This window comes from Pseudomonas sp. B7 (assembly GCF_016735645.1).
GTDB classification, from domain to species: Bacteria; Pseudomonadota; Gammaproteobacteria; order Pseudomonadales; family Pseudomonadaceae; genus Aquipseudomonas; species Aquipseudomonas glycinae.
In genome coordinates this window covers 291,946-317,624 of sequence record NZ_JAERRE010000008.1, presented here as the reverse complement: position 1 = coordinate 317,624, position 25,679 = coordinate 291,946, and the positions used below count along the sequence as shown (strand labels likewise).

Here is a 25,679-nt window from a genome sequence, read left to right as displayed (position 1 = left end):
CAATACATCCCCCGGACTTTTCATGGGGGGTTTGGGGGGGCTTTGGCCCTTGACTGTTGGTTCAAACATGGAGAGATCGGGATGGTATTTTCATCCAACGTGTTCCTGTTTCTGTTCTTGCCGATCTTTCTCGGCTTGTACTACCTGAGCGGGCAACGCTATCGCAACCTGCTGCTGTTGATCGCCAGCTACGTGTTCTACGCGTGGTGGCGGGTGGACTTCCTGGCGCTGTTCGCCGGCGTCACCCTGTGGAACTACTGGATCGGCCTGAAAGTCGGCGCGGCCGGCGTGCGCAGCAAACCGGCCCAGCGCTGGCTGCTGCTCGGCGTGGCGGTCGACCTGTGCATCCTCGGCTACTTCAAGTACGCCAATTTCGGCGTCGACAGCATCAACGCGATCATGACCTCGATGGGGCTCGAGCCGTTCATCCTGACCCACGTGCTGCTGCCGATCGGTATCTCGTTCTACATCTTCGAGTCGATCAGCTACATCATCGACGTCTACCGCGGCGACACTCCGGCCACCCGCAACCTGATCGACTTTGCAGCGTTCGTGGCGATCTTCCCGCACCTGATCGCAGGTCCCGTGCTGCGTTTCCGTGACCTGGCCGACCAGTTCAACAACCGCACCCACACCCTCGACAAGTTCTCCGAGGGCTGCACGCGGTTCATGCAGGGTTTCATCAAGAAGGTATTCATCGCCGACACCCTCGCCGTGGTGGCCGACCATTGCTTCGCCCTGCAAAACCCGACCACGGGCGATGCCTGGCTCGGCGCGCTGGCCTATACCGCGCAGCTGTATTTCGACTTCTCCGGTTACAGCGACATGGCCATCGGCCTGGGCCTGATGATGGGTTTCCGCTTCATGGAAAACTTCAAGCAGCCGTACATCAGCCAGTCGATCACCGAGTTCTGGCGCCGCTGGCACATCAGCCTGTCGACCTGGCTGCGTGACTACCTGTACATCACGCTTGGCGGCAACCGCAAAGGCACGCTGATGACCTATCGCAACCTGTTCCTGACCATGCTGCTCGGTGGTCTGTGGCACGGCGCGAACATCACCTACATCGTCTGGGGTGCGTGGCACGGCATGTGGCTGGCGATCGAAAAAATGCTCGGCCTCAACACCGCGCCACGCAGCCTCAATCCGATCCGCTGGGCGCTGACCTTCCTGCTGGTGGTCATGGGCTGGGTGATCTTCCGTGCCGAAAACCTGCACGTTGCCGGCCGCATGTACGGCGCGATGTTCAGCTTCGGCGACTGGTCGCTGTCGGAACTCAATCAGGCCAGCCTCACCGGCCTGCAAGTGGCGACCCTCGTTGTGGCTTACGTGACCCTGGCGTTCTTCGGCCTGCGTGATCTGTACACAAACCAGCCGCCAGCCAAGAGCAAACCTGAGGTCAACGTCGAGGCCAACGGCCCGGCCACGGCGACGCCGGGAATGATCAAGGCAGCCCCGGGCGAAAACCCGGCGAGCATCCACGAGCCTGGCTACACCGTCGGCGTCGAGGCCCAGGTGCAACCGGCCTACTGGACCGCGGACTGGTCGCGCTACGTGATGCGCGGGTTGATCCTGCTGCTGTTCATCGCCTCGATTCTCAAACTCTCGGCGCAAAGCTTCTCGCCGTTCCTTTACTTCCAGTTCTGAGGGATCTGACATGACCCGCTCATTACGCATCTTCTACATCGCGCTGTTTCTGGTGACCCTGCTGGTGCTCGGTCTGTGGTCGGTGCGCAGCTTCTTCGGCTTCAGCACCAACGCCGACGCGACGGTGCTCAACGGCCGCTGGACCAAAGCCGTGGAAACCCACTACGACGATGAATTCCCGATCAAGCGCCTGGGCACCAACCTCTGGGCCGCGCTGGATTTCAAACTGTTCAACGAAGGTCGTCCGGGCGTGGTGCTCGGTCGCGATCAGTGGTTGTACAGCGATGAGGAATTCAACCCGATCGTCAACGAAGAGCTGAACCTGCAAGGCAACTATGCGCTGGTCGAAGGCGTGCGCCAGACCCTGAAAGAGAAAGGCGTGAAACTGGTGATGGCGATCGTGCCGGCCAAGGCTCGCCTGTACCCGGAACACCTGGGTGAAGTGAAACCGGCGAGCATCCACGCCAATCTCTATCAGGACTTCCATGCCCGTGTCGCGGCGGACAAGATCCTCGCCCCCGACCTGCTCGGCCCGCTGCAAAAGGCCAAGCAGAACGGTCAGCAAGTGTTCCTGCGCACCGACACTCACTGGACACCTGAAGGCGCGGAAATCGCCGCCAACACCCTGGCCAGGACCATCTCCGACAAATTCCCGCTCAGCGGCGAGCCGCAAAACTTTGTCACCACACCGGCGGAGAAAGTCACGCACAAGGGCGACCTGCGTCTGTTCCTGCCGCTGGATCCGCTGTTCGAAAACCTGATGCCGGCCAAGGAACCGCTGCAAAAGCGCAACACCGTGGCCGTCGAGCAACCTGCCGGGGACGACGCGCTGTTCGCCAACAGCGAAGTGCCGGTGGCCCTGATCGGCACCAGCTACAGCGCCAACCCGAACTGGAACTTCGTCGGGGCGCTCAAGCAAGCGCTGCACAGCGACGTGGTCAATTACGCCGAAGACGGCCACGGCCCGATCCTGCCGATGCTCAGCTACCTGAAAAGCGATGACTTCAAGAACAGCCCGCCACAGGTGCTGATCTGGGAGTTTCCTGAACGATATCTGCCTGTGAACAACGAAATCGGCGACGCCGACCCGCAGTGGGTCGCAGAGCTTAAACAAGCCGGTGCTCGCCAACAAAACGTAGCCATCAACACTAAATCCGAGACGCCCGATCGGGCGCAAAACTGAAAGAGAGGTAACACCATGACTTTCACTACTACTCCTCGTCGTCTCGCCAAACGCTTCGCTCTGGTTGCGGGTCTGAGCGTGCTGTCGGTCCAGGCCTTCGCCGGTGGCGACGCTGCGCTGTACGGCCCGACTGCACCGAAAGGCTCGACCTTCGTACGGGTCTACAACGCCAGCAACGCTGAAGTCAGCGCCACCGTCGGCAGCACCAATCTGAGCGACGTCGCGCCGCTGGCCAGCAGCGACTTCAGCTTCATGCCGGGCGGTGACTACAGCGCCAAGGTCGGCAGCCAGACCCTGCCGGTCAAACTCGCCGGTGACCATTACTACACCCTGGTCAACAACGCCTCCGGCGCGCCGCAACTGATCGAAGAACCGCCGTTCAAGAACAAGCAGAAATCCCTGGTGCGCGTACAGAACCTCAGCGACAAACCGCTGACCCTGAAGACCGCCGACGGCAAGACCGAGGTGGTGCCGAACGTCGCCGCCAAGGGCCGTGGCGAGCGTGAAATCAACCCGGTGAAAGTCAGCCTGGCGCTGTACGAAGGCGACAAGAAAGTCGGCGACGTGAAACCGGTCGCCCTGGAGCGCGGTGAGGCAGCGGTGCTGTACGTCACCGGCAACGGCAGCAACCTGTCGCCAGTCTGGGTGAAACGCCCGGTGTCGACCCGCTAAGCACATGAAACCGGGCAGCCGTCGCTGCCCGGTACGGAACAACAACAAGAGTGAAACGACACAACGTTCGTGGCTCTGACCCAATCGATTTTATGGAGTAAACAATATGATTCCGGTGATCTTGTCAGGTGGTAGCGGCTCACGTCTTTGGCCGCTTTCGCGCAAGCAGTTTCCCAAGCAGTTCCTCGCCCTGACCGGCGAACACACACTGTTCCAGCAAACCCTCGAGCGTCTGGTGTTCGAAGGCATGGACACCCCGATCGTGGTCTGCAACAAGGATCACCGCTTCATCGTCAACGAGCAGTTGGCCAGCCGCAATCTGGAATGCCAACGCATCCTGATGGAACCGTTCGGGCGCAATACCGCGCCGGCCGTGGCGCTGACCGCGATGATGCTGGTCAATGAAGGTCGCGACGAACTGATGCTGGTGCTGCCGGCCGACCACGTTCTGGAGGACCAGAAAGCCCTGCAACGCGCCCTGGCCCTGGCCACCGTCGCCGCCGAAAACGGCGAGATGGTGCTGTTCGGCGTACCGGCCACCAAACCGGAAACCGGTTACGGCTACATCAAGTCCACCGGTGATTCGCTGCTGCCGGAAGGCGTCAGCCGTGTTTCGCACTTCGTGGAAAAACCCGACGTCAAACGCGCCACCGAGTACGTTGAGTCCGGCGGTTACTACTGGAACAGCGGCATGTTCCTGTTCCGCGCCAGCCGCTTCCTCGAAGAGCTGAAAAAGCACGATCCGGACATCTACGACACCTGCCTGCTGACCCTCGAGCGCAGCCAGCAGGATGCCGACACCGTCACCCTGGACGAAGCCACCTTCGCCTGCTGCCCGGACAACTCCATCGACTATTCCGTGATGGAAAAAACCCAGCGCGCCTGCGTGGTACCGCTGACCGCCGGCTGGAGCGATGTCGGTTGCTGGTCGTCGCTGTGGGAGGTCAACGAAAAGGACGCCAACGGCAACGTCAGCAAGGGCGACGTGGTGATCCAGGACAGCAAGAACTGCATGATCCACGGCAACGGCAAACTGGTGTCGGTGATCGGTCTGGAAAACATCGTCGTCGTCGAAACCAAGGACGCCATGATGATCGCCCACAAGGACAAGGTTCAGGGCGTGAAGCAGATGGTCAACACCCTCAACGCCCAGGGCCGCAGCGAAACCCAGAACCACTGCGAGGTGTACCGTCCGTGGGGCTCGTACGACTCGGTGGACATGGGCGGCCGCTTCCAGGTCAAGCACATCTCGGTCAAGCCGGGCGCGTGCCTGTCACTGCAGATGCACCACCACCGCGCCGAACACTGGATCGTGGTCAGCGGCACCGCCGAAGTGACCTGCGACGAGAACGTGTTTCTGCTCACTGAAAACCAGTCGACCTACATCCCGATCGCCTCGGTGCATCGCCTGCGCAACCCGGGCAAGATCCCGCTGGAAATCATCGAAGTGCAGTCGGGCTCGTACCTGGGTGAAGACGACATCGAGCGCTTCGAAGATATCTACGGGCGCTCGACCCCGATCGAACGCGGCGTGTCGGTGAAAACCATCGCGCAGTAAGCGTTCCGTAAAACAAGAAGCCCCCGTCCAGCCCGCTGTGTCCCCTATCCGCAGCGGGTTGGGCGGGGGCTTTTTTTACTTCAGCCAAACGACTGCTGCCTGGAAGGGGAAGACTTCGCTCCCGCCCCTCGTTTGAGCGAGTGCCGTTTGCCGGCATAGGGCGTCGGCGCAACCAGCGCGATGAAGTCCTGATTCCTGTTCAGCGCCTGAACAACGACCGGAGTTTGCGCCGACAGCTCGGAAACCTTTTCGAAGACCTCCGCCGTTGCATCATCGGATACCGCCACTTCGTCCTTGATCGCCTGTGTTCTGAATTCCAGCATGTCGATCACCGCTAGCGTATGTTCGTGGGCTTCACTCAGTGTCTCTGCATCCAATCCTTGCGAGGCATGGTAGAACTCAATCCCCGTTCTTATAAAGCCCGGCGCCTCCGAGCCCAGCTTGCCACCCACCTTGTCAATGGCTTTATCGACCACCACTCTCGCAAGTCGGGCGCGTCCTTCGGGTGTACGAGGATCCGATGCCGCGAGCTCGAATCCCAGCGTTGCCAGGCCCGGCCTCTTTTTCGGCTCGACGCTTTCGATGAAAGCCTTGGGATTCATTTCATTGCCTTTGAAATTGATCGCGCGATCCAGTTGATAGGCGTCCACCACTTTAGACACAAGGCGGTCTGCTGCCATTGACGCAGCCTTTTCCCCGGCAGCGGCACCCAATTTCGCACCACCCGGACCCAACAACCCGCCAATGCCGCCCCCAGCTGCGGAGCCTGCCGCGCTGGCGCCGGCGCTGAATGCGGAACTGCCCAACTGCGTGATGATGCGCCTGCCCAGTGCCTGAAAACGTTGACGGGCATACAGGTGATTCATGATGGAGTTGCGGGTGTTCGCAGCGGCCGATGAGACTGCTGACAACAAGGCCTGCTGTTTGTCCACGCTATTGTTCAATTCAGCGGCTTCGGTTTTGCCTCCACCGTCGCTGTCGAAAAATGTGACCGGTGAATTGGCGACCATACAGTACAGATTGAGCCCATCGATCATGCCTTTAGGGTCCGGATTCAACCAATGCTGCAACCACGGGATGTAGTAACGCAGATCAAAGTAGTCAAGCCCGGTCGCATCACGCTCCTTGCCTGAGTAACGGATGTATTTGTAGCTGAATTCGCCGTCCTGCCAGGCACTGGTACCGAAAGGGTGAAACGTTTCCCGGCTGATCATCGCACCGTCATCGGCGGTTTCCAGACTGACCGAGCCCAGGTGATCGACATGCTGGTATCGATATTGAATGTTGACTCCCCAGGGCGGTGGGCTTTCCCAACGCAGTACCCGAATACCGTCGGCCGTGATGACCTGCAACCGTTCGCCGGTGCCGTTGTCGGTGCGCAACTCCAGTCCAGGCAAATAGCGCACATCGGCAACCAGGGTCCGGGCATTGGTTAACAAGGAGCGGATCTTGCGTACCCGCTGACTGCTGCCATCGTAGAGATAGGTCTCGCTGTCATTGATACCGGAAACACGCTCCACCGGGCTGACCGATTGCAGTTGATTACGCAGGTTCCAGCTCAACAACCACCCCGGTTCCAGCTGCAGCAAGTTGCCTCTTCGATCGTATGCAGCTTCGATTTGTGCATCGGTAGGCGGCGTGACTTTGTATGGCAGACTGCGGTTGCTGTAGCTCGCCGGTCGCAGTTTGCGCCCATGATCTTGTGGGCCAAGGTGAATCAATTCGCACAGATTGCCGTCGGCGTCATATTTGTAAGTCTGCTGATAGTTGCTGATCGCCGCAGGATCGACTCGCCCCATGGATTGCGGGCCCTGACTGGCAGTGCCGGCTTCCCAGCCGCAAGCCTTGGTCAATCGGTAAAGACTGTCGTAGAAAAAGCGACTGACCGGCTCGATGCGCTGATTGGCGAAATAACGGGTCGGCAATGCCCTGTCTTCGATACTCAGGACATTGCCCGTGCTGTCGTATCCATACATCAGATGTTGCAGCACTCCACCGTCAGCATCTTCGGTTCGGCGGTCCAGCAGGCGACCGTCTTCAGGGCGGTACGTCCGGGTGGTTTGCACACCGTTGCCGGCGGTTTCCCGCGTGACACTGCCTTGCGCGTTGTAGCGGATGTCAGTGACCAGGGTTTGCTCAGGCTCATCCTTCAACTGCAAACGGCGCTCGCGCAAACGGCCATCAACGGTCAGCTCGAACGTATGCCGGTTGTCCCGGGCATCCGTCTGTTGCAGTACATCCCCCAGCGCACCATGGCGCCACCGCGATGTCGCACCAACACCAGGCTCCAGCAGCCGAAGACGATCCGCCTCCCGCTCCGGCCAGTCAGGTGCCAGCAGTTCCAGCGTGAAGTGGCGGGTGTCTTCGGTGCATGCGCCGATGATTGCAAACGCGGTGAACAGCACGCTGCCCGCCGGATGATCATGACGAATCAGCTGCCCGAACTGGTTTCGCGACTGATCCCCGCTGCCGGGATGACCGTAGGTCAGGCGCTCGACACAACGCCGAGGCACGCCTGTTCCTTCTTCGAATATCGCCACGGGGCGCAGCAAATTGTCGTGCTCGATCTCGCGCCGCGTCTGACGGCTGTCCCAACTGAACAGCGTTTGTGCAGCGAGTCCCTTCAGTTCGATTTGCGTACCGGCATCGACGCTGTCCGAGCGAATCACCGTGGCGTCCAGAGCAAACACCTGCGTCAGATTGGCCGGCGTCAGCCGGTCGTCGGCCTGCGACAGCCAAAGTCGCGGGTCCCACTGTTTCATCGCACGCCCGGCAGCGTCATGCAGGGTGCGGTTGATCCGGGACTCGACCGGTCCGTCCTCGATGTCTCGGCAATAGTCGACCGTGCGCACCGGCAAGCCGCGCGGGTCGAACACAGACATCCTCGGCGTATTGATGTGCACACTCATGGAGCCCGTTCCCCGCGCGACCGGCATTTCTTGCCTCGGGTAGCGGAGCATGCGCGGCGCTCGTGCGGCTACTGTCAGAAATTACAGTCCCGACCAACGGCACCTGCGCGCAATCCGTGAATGTCCATTCCCGCGCCCCTTCGGTAGGATGGTCATCACGAGTTCAAGGAGTGTTAGAACATGTTTATCGGCGTCTTGCTGGTCATCACCTGGCTGATCCTGCTGTTGCGCTACCCGGCCAAGGCCTTGCCGGTGTCGATGGCTGCCGCTGTCGGCCTGGGGCTGGTGGCGATGTGGGTGGTGTGGCTGGACAACCGCGAGGTCAAGCAACTGGCGCGCCTCGAACTGCGCATCGTTTATGCCCCCGAACACTGCCCCGCCGACCGTCCGCTGTTGCTCAAGTTGAGCAATGGCAACGACGTGCCGCTGACCGAACTGCGCTGGCGCATTGCCGCGTACGCGCCGGGCGATACCGTGAACCTGGCCGACAATCAATACGCCGCCCCACGCTATCGCGGCCCAGGCGAATTGCAGGCGGGCGGCAACTGGGAAGACTGCCTGCCGATGCCGCCGTTGCGCCCCGGTTATCGCCCGCAAACCCTGGAGTTTCGCGCCGAGCGCTTGCAGGGCAGTTTCTCCGACTGATCCCCTCTCCCACTGTTTTGCACAAGGAATGCGCCATGCCCGTTGCGTTGATTACCGGTTGTTCCAGCGGCATCGGCCGCGCCCTCGCCGATGCCTTCAAAAATGCCGGCTACGAGGTCTGGGCCAGTGCACGCAAAGTTGAAGATGTCGCGACACTCGGCGCTGCCGGATTTACCGCCGTGCAGCTCGACGTCAATGACAATGCCGCGCTGGAACAGCTCGCCGAGCGAATCAATCAGCAACACGGCGGCCTCGATGTGCTGATCAACAATGCCGGTTACGGCGCCATGGGGCCGCTGCTCGACGGCGGTGTTTCAGCCATGCAGCGCCAGTTCGAAACCAACGTGTTTTCGATTGTCGGCGTGACCCGTGCGCTGTTCCCGGTGCTGCGCCGGGCCAAAGGCCTGGTGGTGAATGTCGGCAGTGTTTCCGGGGTGCTGGTCACGCCATTTGCCGGCGCCTATTGCGCCTCGAAAGCGGCGGTGCATGCGTTGAGCGATGCGTTGCGCATGGAGCTGGCGCCGTTCGGAATTCGCGTGATGGAAGTGCAGCCGGGGGCGATTCAGTCCAGCTTCGCCAAGAATGCCGGGCATGAGGCCGAACAACTGATCAACGAACAATCGCCGTGGTTTCCGTTGCGCGAAGGCATCCGGGCGCGGGCCAAAGCGTCCCAGGACAAACCGACGCCAGCCAGCGAATTTGCCGCCGAATTGCTCAAGGCTGTGCAGCAGAGCAAGCCACCGCGACTGATCCGCATCGGCAATGGCAGCCGGGCGTTGCCGTTGCTGGCGACGTTACTGCCGAAGGGGTTGCTGGAGTCGACATTGATGAAGCGCTTCGGCTTGCGCCGGCAACTCTGAGACAGAGTCAGCGCCGGCCCTTCATGAAATCAATGAACGCCCGCACCTTCAGTGGCAGGTGCCGGGTGTCCGGGTAAAGCGCATAAACCCCTTGCTGAGCGAAGCGGTAATCCGGCAGCAAGCGCTGCAATCGCCCGGCATCCAGGTCTTCCTGAATCAGCCACTGCGGCAGAATCGCGACGCCTTGCCCGGTCAGCGCAAAGGCGCGCAGGGTCGCCGAGTTGTCGGCGACGATGGCGGTGGTTCCCGGTTTTGGCTGGTAGATATGCTCGGTGCCGGCCGGGTCGCTGACCGTCATTTCCGGCACTCGACCATGCCCCAGCGTCGGCATCGACTCCAGCACCGCCAGCGTATCGACCGGCGCAAAACGCTCGATCAGTCCCGGCGCCGCCACGGCAAACACCTCGAATGTCGACAACTGCACCGCGCGCAGATTGGAGTCGAGCATGCGTCCCAAACGGATCGCCAGGTCGAACCGTTCGGAGATCAGATCGGCGTGGGTCGAGGATGTGGATAAGTGAATATTCAGTTGCGGCTGCTGTTGTCGAAACACTTCCAGCGCCGGCACCACCTGCGCCAGCGCAAACTCCACGGTCGTGGTGATGCGCAGGGTGCCTTTGAGTTGTGAGTGTTCCGAGCGCGCTTCCTCGACGGCCAGCCGTGCTTCGTCCAGCGTGCGCAGGCAGCGCCGATAAAAACGCTCTCCGGCATCGGTCAGGGCCAGTTGCCGGGTGTTGCGGGTGAGCAAGGTGACGCCCAGCTCCTCTTCCAAGCGCTTGAGGTTGAAGCTCACCACCGCCCGCGTTTGCCCCAGCGTGTCAGCGGCTGCGGTCAGCGAGCCGGCCTCGACCACGGCTTTGAAGGTATCGAATCGATCCAGGCTGACCATGTTCGCAGCGCTCCGGTGTCAAAATAATTTTGACAAACTAGCAGCCAAACCAGCGTATTTCTATTACCGCCAGCGCCCTACCCTGCACGCCTCATCACAGGGAAGCTGCCATGGCCTATCGCTCGAAAGTCGCGCTGGTGTATCTGTTGGGGTTCGCCCTCGACCTGCTGAACATGTTCGCCGCGAGCATCGCCTACCCGGACATCGCCGCGCAGTTGCGCGCTTCGGTGACGCAACTGGCGTGGATCACCAACGCCTACATGCTCGGGCTGACGCTGATCATTCCGATGAGCGTTTGGCTCGCGGCAAAGGTTGGCGAGCGGCGGCTGATCCTCGGTTCGCTGCTGGTGTTCGGGATTGCCTCCGGGCTTATCGCTCAGGCGAGCTCGATTGAAAGTCTGATCGGCTGGCGACTGCTGCAAGGGCTGGGTGGCGGGTTGCTGCTTCCGGTTGGTCAGGCGCTGGCCTATCGAGAGTTTCCGGCGACACAACGCGCGCACTTCACCGGTGTGGTGTTGCTGGTGGCGCTGATGGTGCCGGCGCTGTCGCCGGCGGCTGGAGGCTTGATCGTTGAGGCATTGTCGTGGCGCTGGATTTTCCTTCTGAACATGCCGGTGGCGCTTTTCGCTTTCGGTCTGGGCCTGCGCTGGTTGAAAGCGGATCAGGCTGCGAGTGAACGCCCGAAACTGGACGCTCGCGGCCTGCTGCTGGCGGTGGCCGCGCTGAGTCTGTTGCTGATGGCCGTCAGTCTGGCGAGCGCCCCCGCAACCCGACATCTCGCCGGCGGTGTCCTGCTGCTCAGCGTCATCACCTTGTGGATCTACCTGCGCGATGGCTGGAACAAACCGGGTGCAGTCCTTGATCTGCAACTGATCAAGAACCCGTCATTGCGCCTGGCGATGCTGATCTACCTGTTCGTGCCCGGCATCTTTACCGGCACCAACATGATTGCCGTGTTGTACCTGCACGATCTCGGTTTCGGCGCAGCACAAACCGGGGCGCTGATGCTGGCCTGGGCGGCGGCCTCGGGCGTGGCGATCATGCTGGGCAAACGCAGCTTCAACCGGATCGGCCCCAAGCCATTGCTGATCGCCGGCATGTTGCTGCAATGCCTTGGCATCGTCGTGCTGATGCAGATCGATCAACCCGCCAGCGGCCCGTTGATCCTCGCCTATGCCCTGATGGGGTTGGGCGGCAGCCTGTGCAGCGTCACCGCGCAGACCCTGGCATTTGTCGGCATCACGCCGGAAAAAATGGGTCACTCCAGCGCTCTGTGGAATATCAATCGCCAACTCGGTTTCTGCCTCGGCGCGGCACTGCTCAGCTCCCTGTTGGACGCTTTGGGCGCCAACGGATTCAAATACTGCTTTCTCGCCGCTGCACTGCTCACGCTGTTGCCGATGGCCGCCGTGTTGCGTTTCGACTCGACAAAAGTGCTAGCCCTTCTGCGCTCAACTCACCTTCAGGAAAAATCCACATGACTGACTACGCCGACTATTTTGACGAAGTGATCCAGGCCCATGAGGCCATCGAACGATGGTTTGCCGTTGACGAGGAAGAGGCAGCGCTTGAACGATTGCTGGCGCGTTTTTCGTCACGGTTTTCCATGGTGACGCCGCTGGGGCGTGTGCTGGATTTCGAGGCCTTGCGTGCGCTGTTTCAAATGGCGGGCGGCAAGAAGAGCGGGTTCAGGATCGAGCTCGGCGAGCTTCAAGGGATTGCCTTGCATGAGCACGGCGCGACAGTGAGTTATCGCGAGCAGCAGACCGATGCGAGCGGCTTGCACACGGATCGACGTTCAACCGTGGTGTTCGAAAAAGCCGAATCCGGACGGGTGATCTGGCGGCATTTGCACGAAACGTTTTGCCAGGGCTGACACCCTCCGGTTCTGGCGAGGGAGCCTGCTCCCTCGCCATCGGATTACTCGACAACGTCCTGCTTCACAACAACGGTGCAGGTAATCCCCGCCGCCAGCAACACACCCTCCGGCACTTCATCGATGTGAATCCGCACCGGCACCCGTTGCGCCAGGCGCACCCAATTGAAGGTCGGGTTCACATCGGCAATCAGCTCGCGGCTTTCCGGGTTGTCACGGTCGTAGATACCACGGGAAATACTTTCCACATGGCCCTTGAGGACTTCGCCGCTCATCAGTTGCATATCCGCTTTATCGCCGACCCGCACGTGAGGCAGTTTGGTTTCTTCGAAGAAGCCATAGACCCAGAACGAGTTCATGTCGACCACGGCCATTTTCGCTTCGCCAATACGAGCGTAATCGCCGCGATGGACGTTGAGGTTGGTCACGTAGCCGTCCACCGCCGCGCGCACTTCGGTGCGTTTGAGGTTGAGTTCGGCCGCTTCCAGTTGCGCCTGGGCCTGTTGGTAATCGGCCAGTGCGGAGTCGGCGATGTTGCTGGCGTCGTCGCGGTTTTCCTTGGAGATCACCAGGTTATCGAGGTCGGCGCGGCGATGGGCGTTGACCTTGCGCATCTCCCACGTGGCCTTGCGCGAAGCGACCAGCGACTGCGCCTGTTTCACCGCCAGGCGGTAGTGCTCGGGGTCGATCTGCATCAGCAGATCACCTTTCTTCACCAACTGGTTGTCGCGGACCGGCACGTCGACCACTTCACCGGTGACGTCGGCGGCAACATTGATGATGTCGGCGCGCACCCGGCCGTCGCGGGTCCACGGGGTGTTCATGTAGTGCTCCCACAACGTGCGGCCGATCCACAGCGCCAGGGCCAGCACCAGCAGGGTCGCGAGCAGGCTGAAAAACTTTTTCATCAGAATGTTCTCAACGGTAGACAGTCAGCGCCATCGCGCCGAACAGACAGGTAAACAGGCTCAGGCGCAGCAGCGCCGGGTGCCAGAAGAAGCGGTACAGATCGAACCCCGAGAGGAACCGGTCCAGCGCCCAGGCCAGTGCCGCGGCGACGAAAAACATCAGTGTCATGGTCGGCATGTACACGCCGTGGAAGGCGATTTCACGAGGCATGGGCAAGTCCTTCGGGCTTGGCGATGGCGTAGGCAGCAAGGGGCGATTGCGGGTCGAGCAACGAGGTGCGAATGAAGTGCAGGTAGCTTTTCACCCGCCGCAGCGCCGAGGTATCGAAGTGCGGTGCAAACGGCTCGTCAGTGGCGGCAACCCGGCTGATCGCGTGATCGACCGCGACCAGTGCACGTTCCAGATTGCTCGAATTCGGTTGCAGGAACAGTCGCACCAGCGAACGCCCCATGACCCGGATCGCCTGACGCCATGGCTGCGATTCGGCATACGCCGGATGCACCGGCAGGATCGCCTGTTCCTTGCGCAGCTCGATGATCGCGTGGCCGACTTCCAGCACCACGAACATCCAGCGCAGCAGGTTTTTCTGCACCAGCGGCTGACCGGCCGCCAGGCCATAAGCCTGATGCATCAGGTCGCGGGTACGGCTTTCGAAACTCGACGCCAGCCCCTTGAGCTTGCCGCTGATGGCGTACACCACTTGCCCGCGCAGGTCCTGCTCCAGGCGCTGCCACAACCAGCGGCTGTTCGGCGGCAGAATGATCGCCCCCGCCGCCGCGCAGACCAGCATGCCCATGACCATGGCGATGTAGTCGTTGATGAAGGTGTAGGGGTTGTAGATCGTCAGGTTGTCCGGCACCGAACCGGTGCTGAAAAAGATCAGCAGGCCGAGACCGACACCGGCGTATTGCGGCCGCGAGGTGAGGAACGAGCCGAGCACGATCACCGGCGCGAGCATCACGCACAACAGTGGAAAACCGTCGATCCACGGGAAGATGAAAAACATCTCGACGAAGCCGATCAGCGCTCCGAGGAACGTGCCGCAGGCCATCTGGAACGCCATGCGTTTCGGGTTCGGCGTCGCCGCCGACAGGCCCACGGTGGCGGCGGCGATCAGGGTCATGGTCGCGCCGCTCGGCCACGCGGTGGCGACCCAGTAACTGCCGAGCACGATCAGGATGAATGACGCGCGAATCCCCGAAGCCGCTGCGGCCCACCAACTGGTTTGCGGGGTGAACGGCTCGTCCCAGCGCTCGCGTTCGTGGTGGTGATCGGCCAGCGACGCGTGGGTCTGTGCATAACTGTGCAGGTCATCGACGAAGCGATAGAGCAGTTCATACGCGGTGTGGAAATCCAGTTGCTCGGCGTCGCTCGGCTCGCTCTCCTGAAAGATCGCCCGCAGGCTGCGCACCCGCGCCGGCAAGGCTTCCTTGTAGACAGCGAGCGCCTGCACCAGACGCGCCGCGTCCGGGCTGGTCAGGGCGCGGCCGCTGAAGCCGTCGAGCACTTCGGCCAGATCCTGCAGACCCGGTTTGATCGCCGCTTCCACATGGTCGGCACCGTTGCGGCGCAGGCGCTCGAGCAACTGATGCAAGGCGTTGAACCGGGTGGTAATGCCCATGAACTCGCTGTTCAGGCGACTGAGGCGACCGTTGCGCCGGCGCATGTGCGGGTCTTCGAACACGGTCACGCTGCGCAGCCCTTCCAGCCCGACCGCTTCGGCGATGAAGCGCACGTTGCTGGCCTCGAACGCCTCCGGCTTGCTGCGTCCGCGCAGGCCATCGGTGACGAACAACGCGAACACACCAAAGCGCTGATACAAGGCGTTGCGCATCGCGGCGCTGGCGGTTTGCGGCAGGATCGCGGCGCTGACCAGGGTCGAGCAGAGAATCCCCAGCGAAATTTCCAGCACCCGCCACACCGCCGCCATGAACGCACCGTCGGGATGGGCGAGCGCCGGCAAACCGACCATCGCCGCCGTGTAGCCGGCCAGCACAAAACCGTAGGCGCGGAAGTTGCGGCAACGGGCGGCGCCGGCCGAGCAGATGCCGACCCAGATCGCCAGCGAGCCGAGGAACAGTTCAGTGTTCTGGGCGAACAGCGAAATCAGCGTGACCATCATCGCCGACCCGGCCAGGGTGCCGAGGAAGCGATAGAAGCTCTTGGCGAACACCTGGCCGCTCTGCGGCTGCATGACGATGAACACGGTGATCATCGCCGTGCGCGGTTGCGGCAGTTCCAGGCGCATCGCCAGCCACAGGGTCAGGAATGCGGCAATCAACACCTTGAAGATGTAGACCCAGGTCACGCCGTCGCTGCGCGCCCAGTCGAAGAAACCCCGGCGCCATTCCAGGGAGTAGAGCCAGCGCAAAGGTGCGGGCAAGGGAGTCATTAAGGCTTGCTCAGTGGTCGAGGGCTTGAAGAAGGGCCGGGGTTTTCGGGGCGGCGGTCTGCTCAGAAGTCGGCACGTCTTTACCCGCACCAAGGCCACCGCCCAATGCCGTCACCAGTTCCGCGTGGGCACTCAACCGCGCCGCCTGCACCTGCTGTTGAACCTGCTGCTGTTTGAACAGCAGGGTCTGGGCGTTGAGCACGTTGAGGTAATCGGTGAGCCCGCGCTGGTAGGCGATCATCGCGATGTCGTAGGTCTTCTGCGCCGTGGCCACGGATTCGGCGGCGAATGTCTGCTGCTTGTCCATCGACTCGCGGCGGATCAACTGATCCGAGATGTTCTTCAGCGCATTGACCAGGGTCTGGTTGTAATGCGCGACGGCAATGTCATAACCCGCCGAGGCTTCACCCAATTCGGCGCGCAGTCGCCCGCCGTCGAAGATCGGCAGCGAGATCGCCGGCCCGACGTTGTAGTTGAGCTTCTTGCCGGTCAGGAACTCCAGCGCCCCGCCGCCGGTGGCCATGTAGCCGAGGCTGCCGACCAGATCGACGTTGGGGTAGAACCCGGCATGCGCGACATCGATCCCGCGCGCCTGCGCCGCCACTTGCCAGCGACTGGCGACCACGTCGGGACGCTGGCCGAGCAATTCGGCGGGCAATGCCGACGGCAGTTTCAGCGCCGCACCAAGCGACAAGGACGGCCGCTGCAATTGCGCGCCGGCACCCGGGCCTTTACCGGCCAGTGCGGCAATCTGGTTGCGGCTCAGGGCGATCTCTTCGTCCAGTGCATCCAGTTGCCGATGGGTTTCCGGCAGCGGGGTTTCGGCCTGGCTGACTTCAAAGTGGGTGCCGATCCCGCCGTCCAGGCGTTTCTGCGCCAGCTCAAGAATCTGCTGTTGCTGCTTGAGCGTCGCCGCGACGATGTCGCGCTGAGCGTAATGCAGCGACAGCTCGATGTAGGCGCGCACGATGTTGTTCTGCAATTCGAGCTGCGCCTGACGCGCCTCGGCCGCGCTCATGTGTGCCATATCGACGGCTCGCTCAGTGCTGTTGCTTTCACGGCCCCAAAGGTCGAGGGCGTAACTGAAACCCAGCGCGGCGTTGTTGTCCCAGGTGGTGCTGTTGGCCAGCTCACCGGGGCCGTAGAACGGGTCGGTCGGCCAGTTGTGGCGCTTGAGGGTCGACTCGCCATTGATCTGCAACGACTCGGCGGCTTCGGCGACACCGGCCAGTGACCGGGCCTGACGCACGCGTGCGGCGGCCATGGCCAGGGTCGGGCTGCCTTGCACGGCGAGGTCGATCCAATGGTTGAGTTGCGGGTCACCGTAGGCTTGCCACCATTGGGCGGTGGGCCAGTTTGCGTCACGGGCGGCGTGGGCGATGGCCTCGTCGGTGGCCAGTTCATTAGCCTCCAGAGCCTTGCCCTGCGGGGCAATTCCTCCGGTTCCAATGCAGCCGCCGAGACCTAACGAAAGAGCCAGAACACTGAGCGGCAAAAGCGCTCTGTTGATGCGACGCGGCACTGCTGCGAATTCCTGAGGTGGGAGATGTTTCGAGGTGGGCGCAATTCTAGGGGGGCGTCATTACGGCGATAAGCTGGGAATCCTGTGAATCTTTGTTACCGTTAACGAGATAATCCCTTGGTCGGGGGTCTCAGCCCCTGAAACTTCGTGTCACAATTTGCCATCTCCCTTGAGAGCACCCCATGGACACTTTGCAAAACATGCGCGCCTTCAGTTGTGTAGCGGAAGCCGGCAGCTTCACCGCCGCTGCCGTGCAGCTCGACACCACCACCGCCAACGTCTCGCGCGCGGTCTCCAACCTTGAGGCCCACCTGCAAACCCGCCTGCTGAATCGCACGACCCGCCGCATCGCGCTCACCGAAGCCGGCAAGCGCTACCTGCTGCGCTGCGAGCAGATCCTCGCCTACGTCGAAGAGGCCGAAGCCGAAGCCAGCGAAGCCCACGCGCGCCCGGCCGGACAATTGAAAGTGCACACCATGACCGGCATCGGCCAGCACTTCGTGATCGACGCCATCGCCCGTTATCGCAAGACCCACCCGGACGTGACCTTCGACCTGACCATGGCCAACCGCGTGCCGGACCTGCTCGACGAAGGCTACGACGTGTCCATCGTCCTGGCCCGCGAATTGCCGGACTCGGGCTTCGTCTCGCAACGTCTGGGCATCACCTACAGCATCGTCTGCGCCTCCCCGGCCTACGTAAAAGCCAACGGCTGCGCACAAAAACCCAGCGACCTGCTGAACCACGCCTGCCTGCGCCTGGTGAGCCCGGTGATCCCCCTGGAAAAATGGGCCTTCGACGGCCCTGACGGCCAGGAAATGGTCACCATCAACAGCTCGCCTTTCCTGGTGAACTCCGCCGACGCGATGAAAAGCGCGATCACCAGTGGCATGGGCGTCGGCGTTTTGCCGGTGTACGCCGCGATTGAAGGCTTGCGCAACGGCTCGTTGGTGCGGGTCATGCCGAACTATCGCTCGCAGGAACTGAACCTGTACGCGATCTATCCGTCGCGGCAGTATCTGGATGCGAAGATCAAGACCTGGGTTGAATACCTGCGTGGGTCGTTGCCGGAGATATTGGCGGGGCATCAGGCGGAGTTGGCGGCTTATGAGCTGAGTGGGAGCCTGGCGGGGGTGCGAGTGGCGAATTGAGTTGGCCGGTCTGAAAAATGGGGGAATACGGAGGGCGCCAACCCCTCACCCTAGCCCTCTCCCAAGGGAGAGGGGACCGACCGAGTTGTTTGGGAGAGGTACGCCGACGTGAAATACCGAGGTGAACTCAGGTTCTAAAACGCACATAACTCCGCTTCCGCGTCCCCCACTCAACACAATGAGCGTTAGCTCGAGTACCGCTTTTGACGTGCCGGCCCCTTCGGCAGGCTGAGTGGAGGGATTCATCCGGGGGGTGGGAGCGCAGCGACCGTGCGGCGCAGCCGCATGCATCGAGAGGAGGTGCAGCGAAGCAAACCGTAGGCGATGCCCCCGGATGAATTCCGGAACGAAGGAACACCGAGCCAAAGCGAGGTGCCGAACGCCGGGGCCCAGCGTTTTTGGTTACTTTTTTGGCGTTTGAAAAAAGTGACTCGCCGTAAGGGCGAAACCCTAAGAAGCCGTTACCGCAGCAACAGATATTCACCCAAAACCCCAAGAGCCTGGTCGGCCCAGAGGCCGCCAAGACAACCTCAAACAGAAAATGTTAGCTTGCTTGGCAATCACATCAGCCGCCAAGCCCGAGCCCAATGCCAATGAAAAAAACAGTCCTGGCCTTCAGCCGCATCACCCCGCCCATGATCGAACGCCTGCAACAGGACTTCGACGTCATCGTCCCCAACCCGAAAAACGGCGACATCAACGCCCAGTTCAACGAAGCCCTGCCCCACGCCCACGGCCTGATCGGCGTCGGTCGCAAACTCGGCAAGGCCCAACTGGAAAACGCCGCGAAACTCGAAGTGGTCTCCAGCGTCTCCGTCGGCTACGACAACTACGACCTCGCCTACTTCAACGAACGCGGGATCATGCTCACCAACACCCCGGACGTCCTGACCGAAAGCACCGCTGACCTGGCCTTCGCCCTGATCATGAGCAGCGCCCGCCGCGTCGCCGAACTGGACGCCTGGACCAAGGCCGGCCAATGGCAGGCCAGCGTCGGCGCACCACTGTTCGGTTGCGACGTACACGGCAAGACCCTGGGCATCGTCGGCATGGGCAACATCGGCGCCGCCGTCGCCCGTCGCGGACGTTTCGGTTTCAACATGCCGATTATCTACAGCGGCAACAGCCGCAAGACCGAACTGGAACAGGAACTCGGCGCGCAATTTCGCAGCCTTGACCAACTGCTGGCCGAAGCCGATTTCGTCTGCCTGGTGGTGCCGCTCAGCGACAAGACCCGCCACCTGATCAGCCATCGCGAACTGGCGCTGATGAAACCTGACGCGATTCTGGTGAACATCTCCCGTGGCCCGGTAGTCGACGAGCCGGCACTGATCGAAGCCCTGCAAAACAACCGCATTCGCGGTGCCGGCCTCGACGTCTACGAGAAAGAACCGCTGGCCGAGTCGCCGCTGTTTCAGTTGAAAAACGCTGTCACCCTGCCACACATCGGCTCGGCGACGAATGAAACCCGCGAAGCCATGGCCAACCGCGCACTGGCCAACCTGCGCAGCGCGCTGCTCGGCGAACGGCCGCAGGATCTGGTCAATCCACAAGTCTGGCGCGGATAAAAAAGTACGGGCAAGTGCATGACTGCACTTGCCCGTTAGTTACGCCATACACAAATTGAAATTGAACAGCAAACCAATTCAAACAACAGCATTATAAGCTCTCCCTGGCTGCCGAATTATCGACAAACGCTATGGAGAACTTAAATCTTGAACATCCTGACGACCGACAAAATCATCCGCTACAGCAAAGTCATATTAATGGCTTACATCAGTTTCTTTGGCGTACTGGTGATGATCCACAATTTCACCGACTATGACTCAAACTACACTTACGTTTCCCATATCCTGAGCATGGACACGACCACCAGCAGTGAAAACATCAAGTATCGAGCCATTGACTCGCCAATGATTCACCACCGGATCTACTGGTTCATCATCACGATGGAAGTCACCTATACGGTGCTGTGCCTGATAGGCACCTATCAGCTATATCGAAACATCAACGCCTCGGCAGAGTTATTTCACGAGGCAAAAAGTTTCTCGATCATGGGAATACTGGCCGCAATATTCATTTACTACGTCTGCCTGCAAACTGTAGGTGTGGAATGGTTTGACATGGACACCTCTCAATCCTGGAATGCCAAGGACTGGGCACGGCATATTGTTGACTTTATATTCCCGGTGATGATTTACATCACATTGAAAGTCGAGCGCTGAAGTTCAGCGCTCGTTTATCTCACGCCAACTTTCCTTGTACCGGCGACACTAGCGCCTTCGGTTTACGAAACACCAACACATTGCCCAGCATCACCAGCACCAGTCCCGCCAACGCCGGCGCCGTCCATTGATAGCCTTCGGCAAAGGCCGATACGTTCAGCGCCACCACCGGAAACAGCACCGTGCAATAAGCCGCGCGCTCTGGTCCCATACGACCGACCAGTGTCAGGTACGCGGTGAAGCCGATCACCGACCCGGGAATGACCAGGTACAGCAAGGCGCCGATGTAGCGCGACGTCCATTCCATCTCGAACGGAATGCCCTTGACCAGGCACCACACCGACAGCATCGCTGCACCGTAAGCCATACCCCACGCATTGGTCGTCAGCGGCTTGAGGCCAGCCTTCTGTTGCAGGCTCGAGAGCATGTTGCCCGCCGAGAAACACAAGGTGCCGCAGAGTGCCAGGCCAAGGCCGAGCAGAGTTTGCGGACTGGCGTGATGCCCGGCCAGCTCAGGCCAGAACAACAGGCCCAGACCGCCAAGTCCCAGCGCCCCGCCCATCAGCACATTACGCGCGATACGCTGGCCGAAGAACACTCGCGCATTCAGCGCATTCCACAAGGTCGCAGTAGAGAACACCACCGCCACCAGACCGCTGGGAATCCATTGGCTGGCAGTCAGAAAGCACATGAAATTGACGCAGAACAGGCACAAGCCCTGCGCGACACAGATCAGATGCCCGCGCCGGTTCATCGGTTGCAGGCGCCGGCTGATCAGCAACAGCGCAAACAGCACCAGCGCGGCGAGACCGAAGCGATAGACGATCGACACCGGAATCGCCACCACGCCCAGCTGCCACTTCAAGGCGATCCAGGTGGTGCCCCAGATCAGCACGGTCAACAAATACAACGACAGGTTCATGGCAGACACTCCTCGATTGGGTTTCAGTGTCTGCTGAGGACGACCTTTCACGCTTGCAAAAAATTGCTCTTTTTAACTACCCGCACTGCACGAAGTATTCAAGACTGCGGGGATGTGAGAACAGGCGGTGAGTCTCAACGAGAACATCACCAGAAAGCCCGGTACCAATACAATTTGCGCAACAACGTTGCAGACCGACTGGATCTGCAACGTTCTGGGCCATCCGAAAAACTATACTTTCCACGTATAACCTTCAAAACCATCGACAGTGGGGCCGGAATAATCGAGTGTGTAAAACATAGACAACCAACCAATGCTGTCCCACTGACTATCACGAATTGAGTAGTCGAACTGACCGTCACTCACGTTGATTTCATCCACAAATCGACCATCCTGATTGAAAATCTGGACAACTGCGTTGAACGTGGAAATCAATTTGCATCTGATGCGCAGAATTCGCTCCTCCGATTTCAGGGTAACCTTCATTTGTGCGCGCACACCTTCGGACATGGGGTCACCAGAAAACTCAAGCACATTGCCTAGGAATCCAGCGGCAGTTTCCGTCGGTGTAGCATTACGACAGTTCAATGGAACATCTGCAGCTCCCCATGTCGTTTTTAGTTCAATATCAAAATGGGCAAGCTTGAGGATCTGATGCCGGCCTGGAGTCACGCCTTCAAATCCTTCCTCCCACAATTTTTCTTCCGCCATGATGTTTCACCTTTTAGACCTGGATCGTGAACCCACATCTAATGCTTATTCACCGCATCTACCAACTGTCAGTTCTGACAGTCTTAAAGTACTAAACGCACTAAAAAACCAACCGTTGATACTTTTTTCATGACTTGCGAAAACTTGCGGTTTTTAAGAGGCACAGGCTGGCAGCGCAGAATCTACGGAGTAGGATGCAAGGCGTTGAAGAGAACCGACTATGGCCGCCATCGATACCCTGCAAGTCTTTCAAGCCCTCAACAATTCGCTCAATGCACGCCTGGTGCACAGCGCCGAGTTGGGTGACGGCCTGTCTGCAGCTTTGTGGACCAATCACCACGACGCCCAGGAATACGAAGCGCCGAGCCATCACACCCTCTCCTGCTACATCGCCGGCGGCACCGGCACCTTCCGTCGTGGCGAACCCGGCCACAAGGGCGGCCCGGACAAGCTGTGCATCCTGCCGGCCGACCACGAATCGGGTTGGGTCATTAACGGCGACATTCGTCTGGCTCACCTGTATTTCAGCGCCGAACAATTTGCCCTGGGGTGCGTCACGCTGCTGGATCGCGAGCCCCGGGAAATGCAGCTTCGCGAACAGACGTTTCTGGAAGATCCACAACAGGCCCAACGGTTTCGCCAGTTACTGACCTTGAACTGGGACGAACCCGGCGAACGTCTGCTGACCAGCAGCCTGGCCCACGAACTGATCAGCCATACCCTGTTGAGTCAGGTCGGGGTACGTCAGGGCTTGCGTCTCAAGGGTGGACTGGCGCCGCATCAACGTCGGCAACTGGTGGAATTCATCGACAGCCAACTGGCCGAGCCGATCAGCCTCGGGCAACTGGCCGGGTTGTGTGCGTTGTCGGAATACCACTTTGCGCGGATGTTCCGGGTGAGCTTCGGTCTACCGCCGCATCAGTATGTGTTGGCACGGCGTTTGAGCCGGGCCCGGGAGTTGTTGCGCGGGACAGCGTTGCCGTTGGGCGAGATTGCCCTGGCGTGCGGATTTGCCAGTGCCAGCCATTTCACCAACCGCTTTCGCCAGGTGCTGGGTGGAACGCCCGGCGAGTATCGCCAGGCGTTTTTGCGCTGATCAGAACTCCAGCGTGCTCGACAACGAAATCTGCCGCGAGTCGCCCATCGACACAAAGAACCGGCTCGCCGCCGAGGTGTAGTAGGTGCGGTCGAACAGGTTCTTCACGTTGAGCTGGAACTTGACCTTCTGCCCCTCAACCTTGGTGTCGTAGGTGGCGAACGCATCGGCCACGGTGTAGCTCGGCAGATCGAAATCATTCACTGCGTTACCCGCTCGTTCACCGACATAGCGCGCACCGGCGCCGACCCGAAGTTGATCGCCACCGATCACGCTGCCGAAGTCGTAGACCGCCGACAGCGAGCCGGTATTTTTCGCCACGTTCTGCAGCCTGTTGCCTTTGTAGTCCGGATCTTCCGTAACCTCGGCGTCGGTGTAGGCGTAACTGCCGATCATGCTCCAGCGGTCGCTGAGCTGGCCGGTCAGATCCACTTCCAGGCCACGGGAGCGCACTTCACCGGCGGCGCTGTAGATCGTGGTCGGGCCTTCGGCGTTGGCCACCAGCACGTTGCGTTTCTTGATGTCGAACAGCGCGATGTTGCCGGTGATGCGACCCGGCATGTCGAGGCGTGCGCCCAGCTCCCAGGACTTGGCCTCTTCCGGCGCAATGCTGCCGTCGAGCACGGTGCTGCTACCACTCAACGGAGCGATGGTCGAGTTCGGTTTGAACGATTCGGTGTAGCTGCCGTAGAACGACAGTTCGTCGGTGTAGCGATACACCAGACCCGCGCGCGGCACCCACTTCTGGCCGTTGCTGTCGGTGTTGGCCTTGAACGGCACGCCTTTTCCGGCGTACTGGTCGTACTCCTGGAAGCGCCCGCCGGCCACCAGAATCCACTGGTCATTGAGGTGGATCGAGTCCTGCAGGAACACCGAATCACTGCGCAGCAGATCGGTTTGCGCACTGTCCGCCGGGCTGACGGTGGTGCCTTCGACTTCGCGGCCGTAGACCGGATTGACGTAGCTGAAGGTGCTCAGGCTTTTCTGGCGGATCAGGTCGGCGCGGTAGATCTTGCGGTATTCGTCGTCGACGCCGAACACCAGGTCATGCTGCATGCCCAGCACGTTGACCTTGCCTTCGAGGCTGGCGGTGGTGAAGCGGTCGGTGCTGATCGCGCCCTGGGTGCCGTCCATGCTGCGGGTCAAGGTGCCTTTTTTGGTGTCGATCGCGGTTACGCGGACTTGGCTGGCATCGTAGGTTTCGCGGTTCCAGCTGTAGCCGAAATGGGCTTTCCAGTCGTCGTTGAGTTCGTGGTCGGCCTCGAAGTGATATAGATCCGAACGCCCTTCCATGTCGTTGAATTTTTCGTCGAGACGTTCGTTGCGCGAGATATCCAGCGGATGGTTGGTGCGCGGATCGATCAGGGTTCCACGATCGAATGGGGTCAGGAATTCGCGGTGCTCGTAGGCAAACAACAGCTTGGTGCGCTCGCCATACCAGGCCAGCGACGGCGCAATCAGCGATTCACGGTGAGTACCGAAGTTGCGCCAGTAATCTTCGTCTTCGTGGTCCAGCACCATGCGATACGCGAGACCGGAATCCCCCAGCGCACCGGTGCTGTCGAAGGAGCCGCCGCTGCCATTCTTGCCGTCACCGTAGGTCGAGCCGCGCAGGGTCAGCGCGTTGTACTGAGTCAGCTCAGGCTTCTTGCTGACCATGTTGACCACGCCGCCCGGGTCCTGAATCCCGTAAAGCAGCGAGGCCGGGCCCTTGAGCACTTCGACGCGATCCACGGTCGCGTTCATGCCACGGCCCTGCACCACCGGCATGCCGTCGCGCATGATCGAGCCGTTGCGGTTGTCGCCGAAGCCGCGGGTCATCACCGAATCCTGGGTGCTACCCAAGGTGTTGCCCTGGGTGATGCCGCTGACGTTGGCCAGTGCATCATCGAGATTACGCGGAGCCTGATCGCGAATGACCTGGGCCGGAATCACGTTGACGGTCTGGGGGATTTCCTGAAGCGAAGCGGAAGAGCGCATCACCGAACTGGTTTCCGGTGGCTGGTAGCTCATCGGCTGGTTGGCCACCGAGGTGATGGTGGTCGCACCGAGGTTCAATGCGCCAGCGGTCGGTTGCGGCTCAAGCGCCAGGGTGTGGCTGTCGGTGCGGCGGAAGGTCAGGCCAGAGCCGGTGAGCAGACGTTGCAGCGCCTGTTCGGCACTCATCTGGCCGTTGATCGGCGGTGCGGTCAGGCCGTAAGGGGCTTCATCGGTGTAGACCACGCTCTGCCCGGTCACGCGACTGAAGTCGCTCAGGGCTTGCGGCAGCGGTTTGGCAGCCAGAGAAAAACTGAATTGCTTTTGCAGCTGACTGCTGACGGATTCAGCGGCCAGCGCCACGCTCAGCGGCAACGGGGCCAATGCCGAAAAACTCAAGGCCGAAACGCCTAACCACTGTTTGACCGAACCCGATTTTGCCCTGGACTTCATTGCTCATGACCTGTGTAGAACCGCAACGGATGCGAATGACTCGCAGTTTCAGTCACTACACGGATGGCGTCGGGATTTACCT

The 25,679-nt window shown here is 60.7% G+C and carries 21 protein-coding genes; 12 read left to right on the top strand and 9 right to left on the bottom strand.

Translation table 11 applies throughout. The features are described from left to right. The first annotated feature begins 81 nt into the window (after positions 1-81). The 4 genes from JKA62_RS19555 (at position 82) to JKA62_RS19540 (ending at position 5,060) form a co-directional block, all read left to right on the top strand. On the top strand, positions 82-1,647 hold the full coding sequence (locus JKA62_RS19555) for an MBOAT family O-acyltransferase (RefSeq protein ID WP_011332552.1): 1,566 nt from the start codon (positions 82-84) through the stop codon (positions 1,645-1,647). A 10-nt stretch (positions 1,648-1,657) separates the two neighbouring features. After that, positions 1,658-2,830, top strand: coding sequence for an alginate O-acetyltransferase (locus JKA62_RS19550; RefSeq protein ID WP_011332551.1), 1,173 nt, complete (start codon positions 1,658-1,660; stop codon positions 2,828-2,830). Positions 2,831-2,845: 15 nt separating this feature from the next. Beyond that, complete coding sequence (locus JKA62_RS19545) at positions 2,846-3,502, top strand: alginate O-acetyltransferase AlgF (protein WP_011332550.1); 657 nt, start codon at positions 2,846-2,848, stop codon at positions 3,500-3,502. A 106-nt stretch (positions 3,503-3,608) separates the two neighbouring features. Beyond that, entirely contained in the window at positions 3,609-5,060 is a 1,452-nt protein-coding gene (locus tag JKA62_RS19540) for a mannose-1-phosphate guanylyltransferase/mannose-6-phosphate isomerase (RefSeq protein WP_011332549.1), read from the top strand. A gap of 80 nt (positions 5,061-5,140) precedes the next feature. Here JKA62_RS19540 and JKA62_RS19535 read toward each other — a convergent pair whose 3' ends face one another. Continuing rightward, a complete protein-coding gene (locus JKA62_RS19535; RefSeq protein WP_011332548.1) occupies positions 5,141-7,969 on the bottom strand; it encodes an RHS repeat domain-containing protein in 2,829 nt (942 codons plus the stop codon). Between the two features lie 180 nt (positions 7,970-8,149). On the opposite strand from JKA62_RS19535, the gene JKA62_RS19530 reads away from it, so the two are divergent. Both JKA62_RS19530 and JKA62_RS19525 read left to right on the top strand, forming a co-directional pair. Further along, the gene (locus JKA62_RS19530; protein ID WP_011332546.1) at positions 8,150-8,614 is read left to right on the top strand and encodes a hypothetical protein; all 465 of its coding nucleotides are present in this window, start codon (positions 8,150-8,152) and stop codon (positions 8,612-8,614) included. Between the two features lie 35 nt (positions 8,615-8,649). Beyond that, positions 8,650-9,474: an SDR family oxidoreductase gene (locus JKA62_RS19525; protein ID WP_011332545.1), complete on the top strand. Its 825-nt coding sequence runs from the start codon at positions 8,650-8,652 to the stop codon at positions 9,472-9,474. Between the two features lie 7 nt (positions 9,475-9,481). On the opposite strand, the gene JKA62_RS19520 is transcribed toward JKA62_RS19525, so the two are convergent. After that, the gene (locus tag JKA62_RS19520) at positions 9,482-10,363 is read right to left on the bottom strand and encodes a LysR family transcriptional regulator (protein WP_011332544.1); all 882 of its coding nucleotides are present in this window, start codon (positions 10,361-10,363) and stop codon (positions 9,482-9,484) included. 110 nt (positions 10,364-10,473) lie between these two features. Between JKA62_RS19520 and JKA62_RS19515 the strand changes: the two genes are divergently transcribed. Both JKA62_RS19515 and JKA62_RS19510 read left to right on the top strand, forming a co-directional pair. Continuing rightward, a complete protein-coding gene (locus tag JKA62_RS19515; RefSeq protein WP_011332543.1) occupies positions 10,474-11,844 on the top strand; it encodes an MFS transporter in 1,371 nt (456 codons plus the stop codon). Further along, positions 11,841-12,239, top strand: a complete 399-nt coding sequence (locus JKA62_RS19510) for a DUF4440 domain-containing protein (RefSeq protein WP_011332542.1) — start codon at positions 11,841-11,843, stop codon at positions 12,237-12,239. The genes JKA62_RS19515 and JKA62_RS19510 overlap by 4 nt, the downstream gene beginning before the upstream one ends. Before the next feature lie 44 nt (positions 12,240-12,283). Here JKA62_RS19510 and JKA62_RS19505 read toward each other — a convergent pair whose 3' ends face one another. Genes JKA62_RS19505 through JKA62_RS19490 form a run of 4 tightly spaced genes read right to left on the bottom strand, consistent with a single transcriptional unit; the run spans position 12,284 to position 17,062 of the window. Next, complete coding sequence (locus tag JKA62_RS19505; RefSeq protein WP_011332541.1) at positions 12,284-13,147, bottom strand: efflux RND transporter periplasmic adaptor subunit; 864 nt, start codon at positions 13,145-13,147, stop codon at positions 12,284-12,286. Positions 13,148-13,157: 10 nt separating this feature from the next. Further along, positions 13,158-13,358, bottom strand: coding sequence for a DUF1656 domain-containing protein (locus tag JKA62_RS19500; RefSeq protein ID WP_003221811.1), 201 nt, complete (start codon positions 13,356-13,358; stop codon positions 13,158-13,160). Next, positions 13,348-15,540, bottom strand: a complete 2,193-nt coding sequence (locus JKA62_RS19495) for an FUSC family protein (protein ID WP_201819091.1) — start codon at positions 15,538-15,540, stop codon at positions 13,348-13,350. Before JKA62_RS19495 ends, JKA62_RS19500 begins: the two co-directional genes overlap by 11 nt. Positions 15,541-15,550: 10 nt before the next feature. Continuing rightward, positions 15,551-17,062: an efflux transporter outer membrane subunit gene (locus JKA62_RS19490; RefSeq protein WP_201819089.1), complete on the bottom strand. Its 1,512-nt coding sequence runs from the start codon at positions 17,060-17,062 to the stop codon at positions 15,551-15,553. 182 nt (positions 17,063-17,244) lie between these two features. On the opposite strand from JKA62_RS19490, the gene JKA62_RS19485 reads away from it, so the two are divergent. From JKA62_RS19485 to JKA62_RS19475, 3 genes are all read left to right on the top strand, one after another. Next, complete coding sequence (locus JKA62_RS19485) at positions 17,245-18,213, top strand: LysR family transcriptional regulator (RefSeq protein WP_011332538.1); 969 nt, start codon at positions 17,245-17,247, stop codon at positions 18,211-18,213. Between the two features lie 593 nt (positions 18,214-18,806). Continuing rightward, a complete protein-coding gene (locus JKA62_RS19480) occupies positions 18,807-19,781 on the top strand; it encodes a 2-hydroxyacid dehydrogenase (protein ID WP_201819087.1) in 975 nt (324 codons plus the stop codon). Between the two features lie 147 nt (positions 19,782-19,928). Next, complete coding sequence (locus JKA62_RS19475) at positions 19,929-20,438, top strand: DUF2165 family protein (protein ID WP_011332536.1); 510 nt, start codon at positions 19,929-19,931, stop codon at positions 20,436-20,438. Positions 20,439-20,457: 19 nt separating this feature from the next. Here the strand turns inward: JKA62_RS19475 and JKA62_RS19470 are convergent, their stop codons facing one another. After that, positions 20,458-21,360: a DMT family transporter gene (locus JKA62_RS19470; protein WP_011332535.1), complete on the bottom strand. Its 903-nt coding sequence runs from the start codon at positions 21,358-21,360 to the stop codon at positions 20,458-20,460. A gap of 231 nt (positions 21,361-21,591) precedes the next feature. After that, positions 21,592-22,071 carry a hypothetical protein gene (locus JKA62_RS19465; protein ID WP_041475143.1) on the bottom strand — a complete coding sequence of 160 codons (480 nt, stop codon included), beginning with the start codon at positions 22,069-22,071 and terminating at the stop codon, positions 21,592-21,594. Between the two features lie 220 nt (positions 22,072-22,291). On the opposite strand from JKA62_RS19465, the gene JKA62_RS19460 reads away from it, so the two are divergent. Further along, a complete protein-coding gene (locus tag JKA62_RS19460; RefSeq protein ID WP_011332533.1) occupies positions 22,292-23,167 on the top strand; it encodes an AraC family transcriptional regulator in 876 nt (291 codons plus the stop codon). Here the strand turns inward: JKA62_RS19460 and JKA62_RS19455 are convergent, their stop codons facing one another. Continuing rightward, a complete protein-coding gene (locus JKA62_RS19455) occupies positions 23,168-25,597 on the bottom strand; it encodes a TonB-dependent siderophore receptor (protein ID WP_201819084.1) in 2,430 nt (809 codons plus the stop codon). It lies immediately after the preceding gene. Positions 25,598-25,679 lie beyond the last annotated feature (82 nt).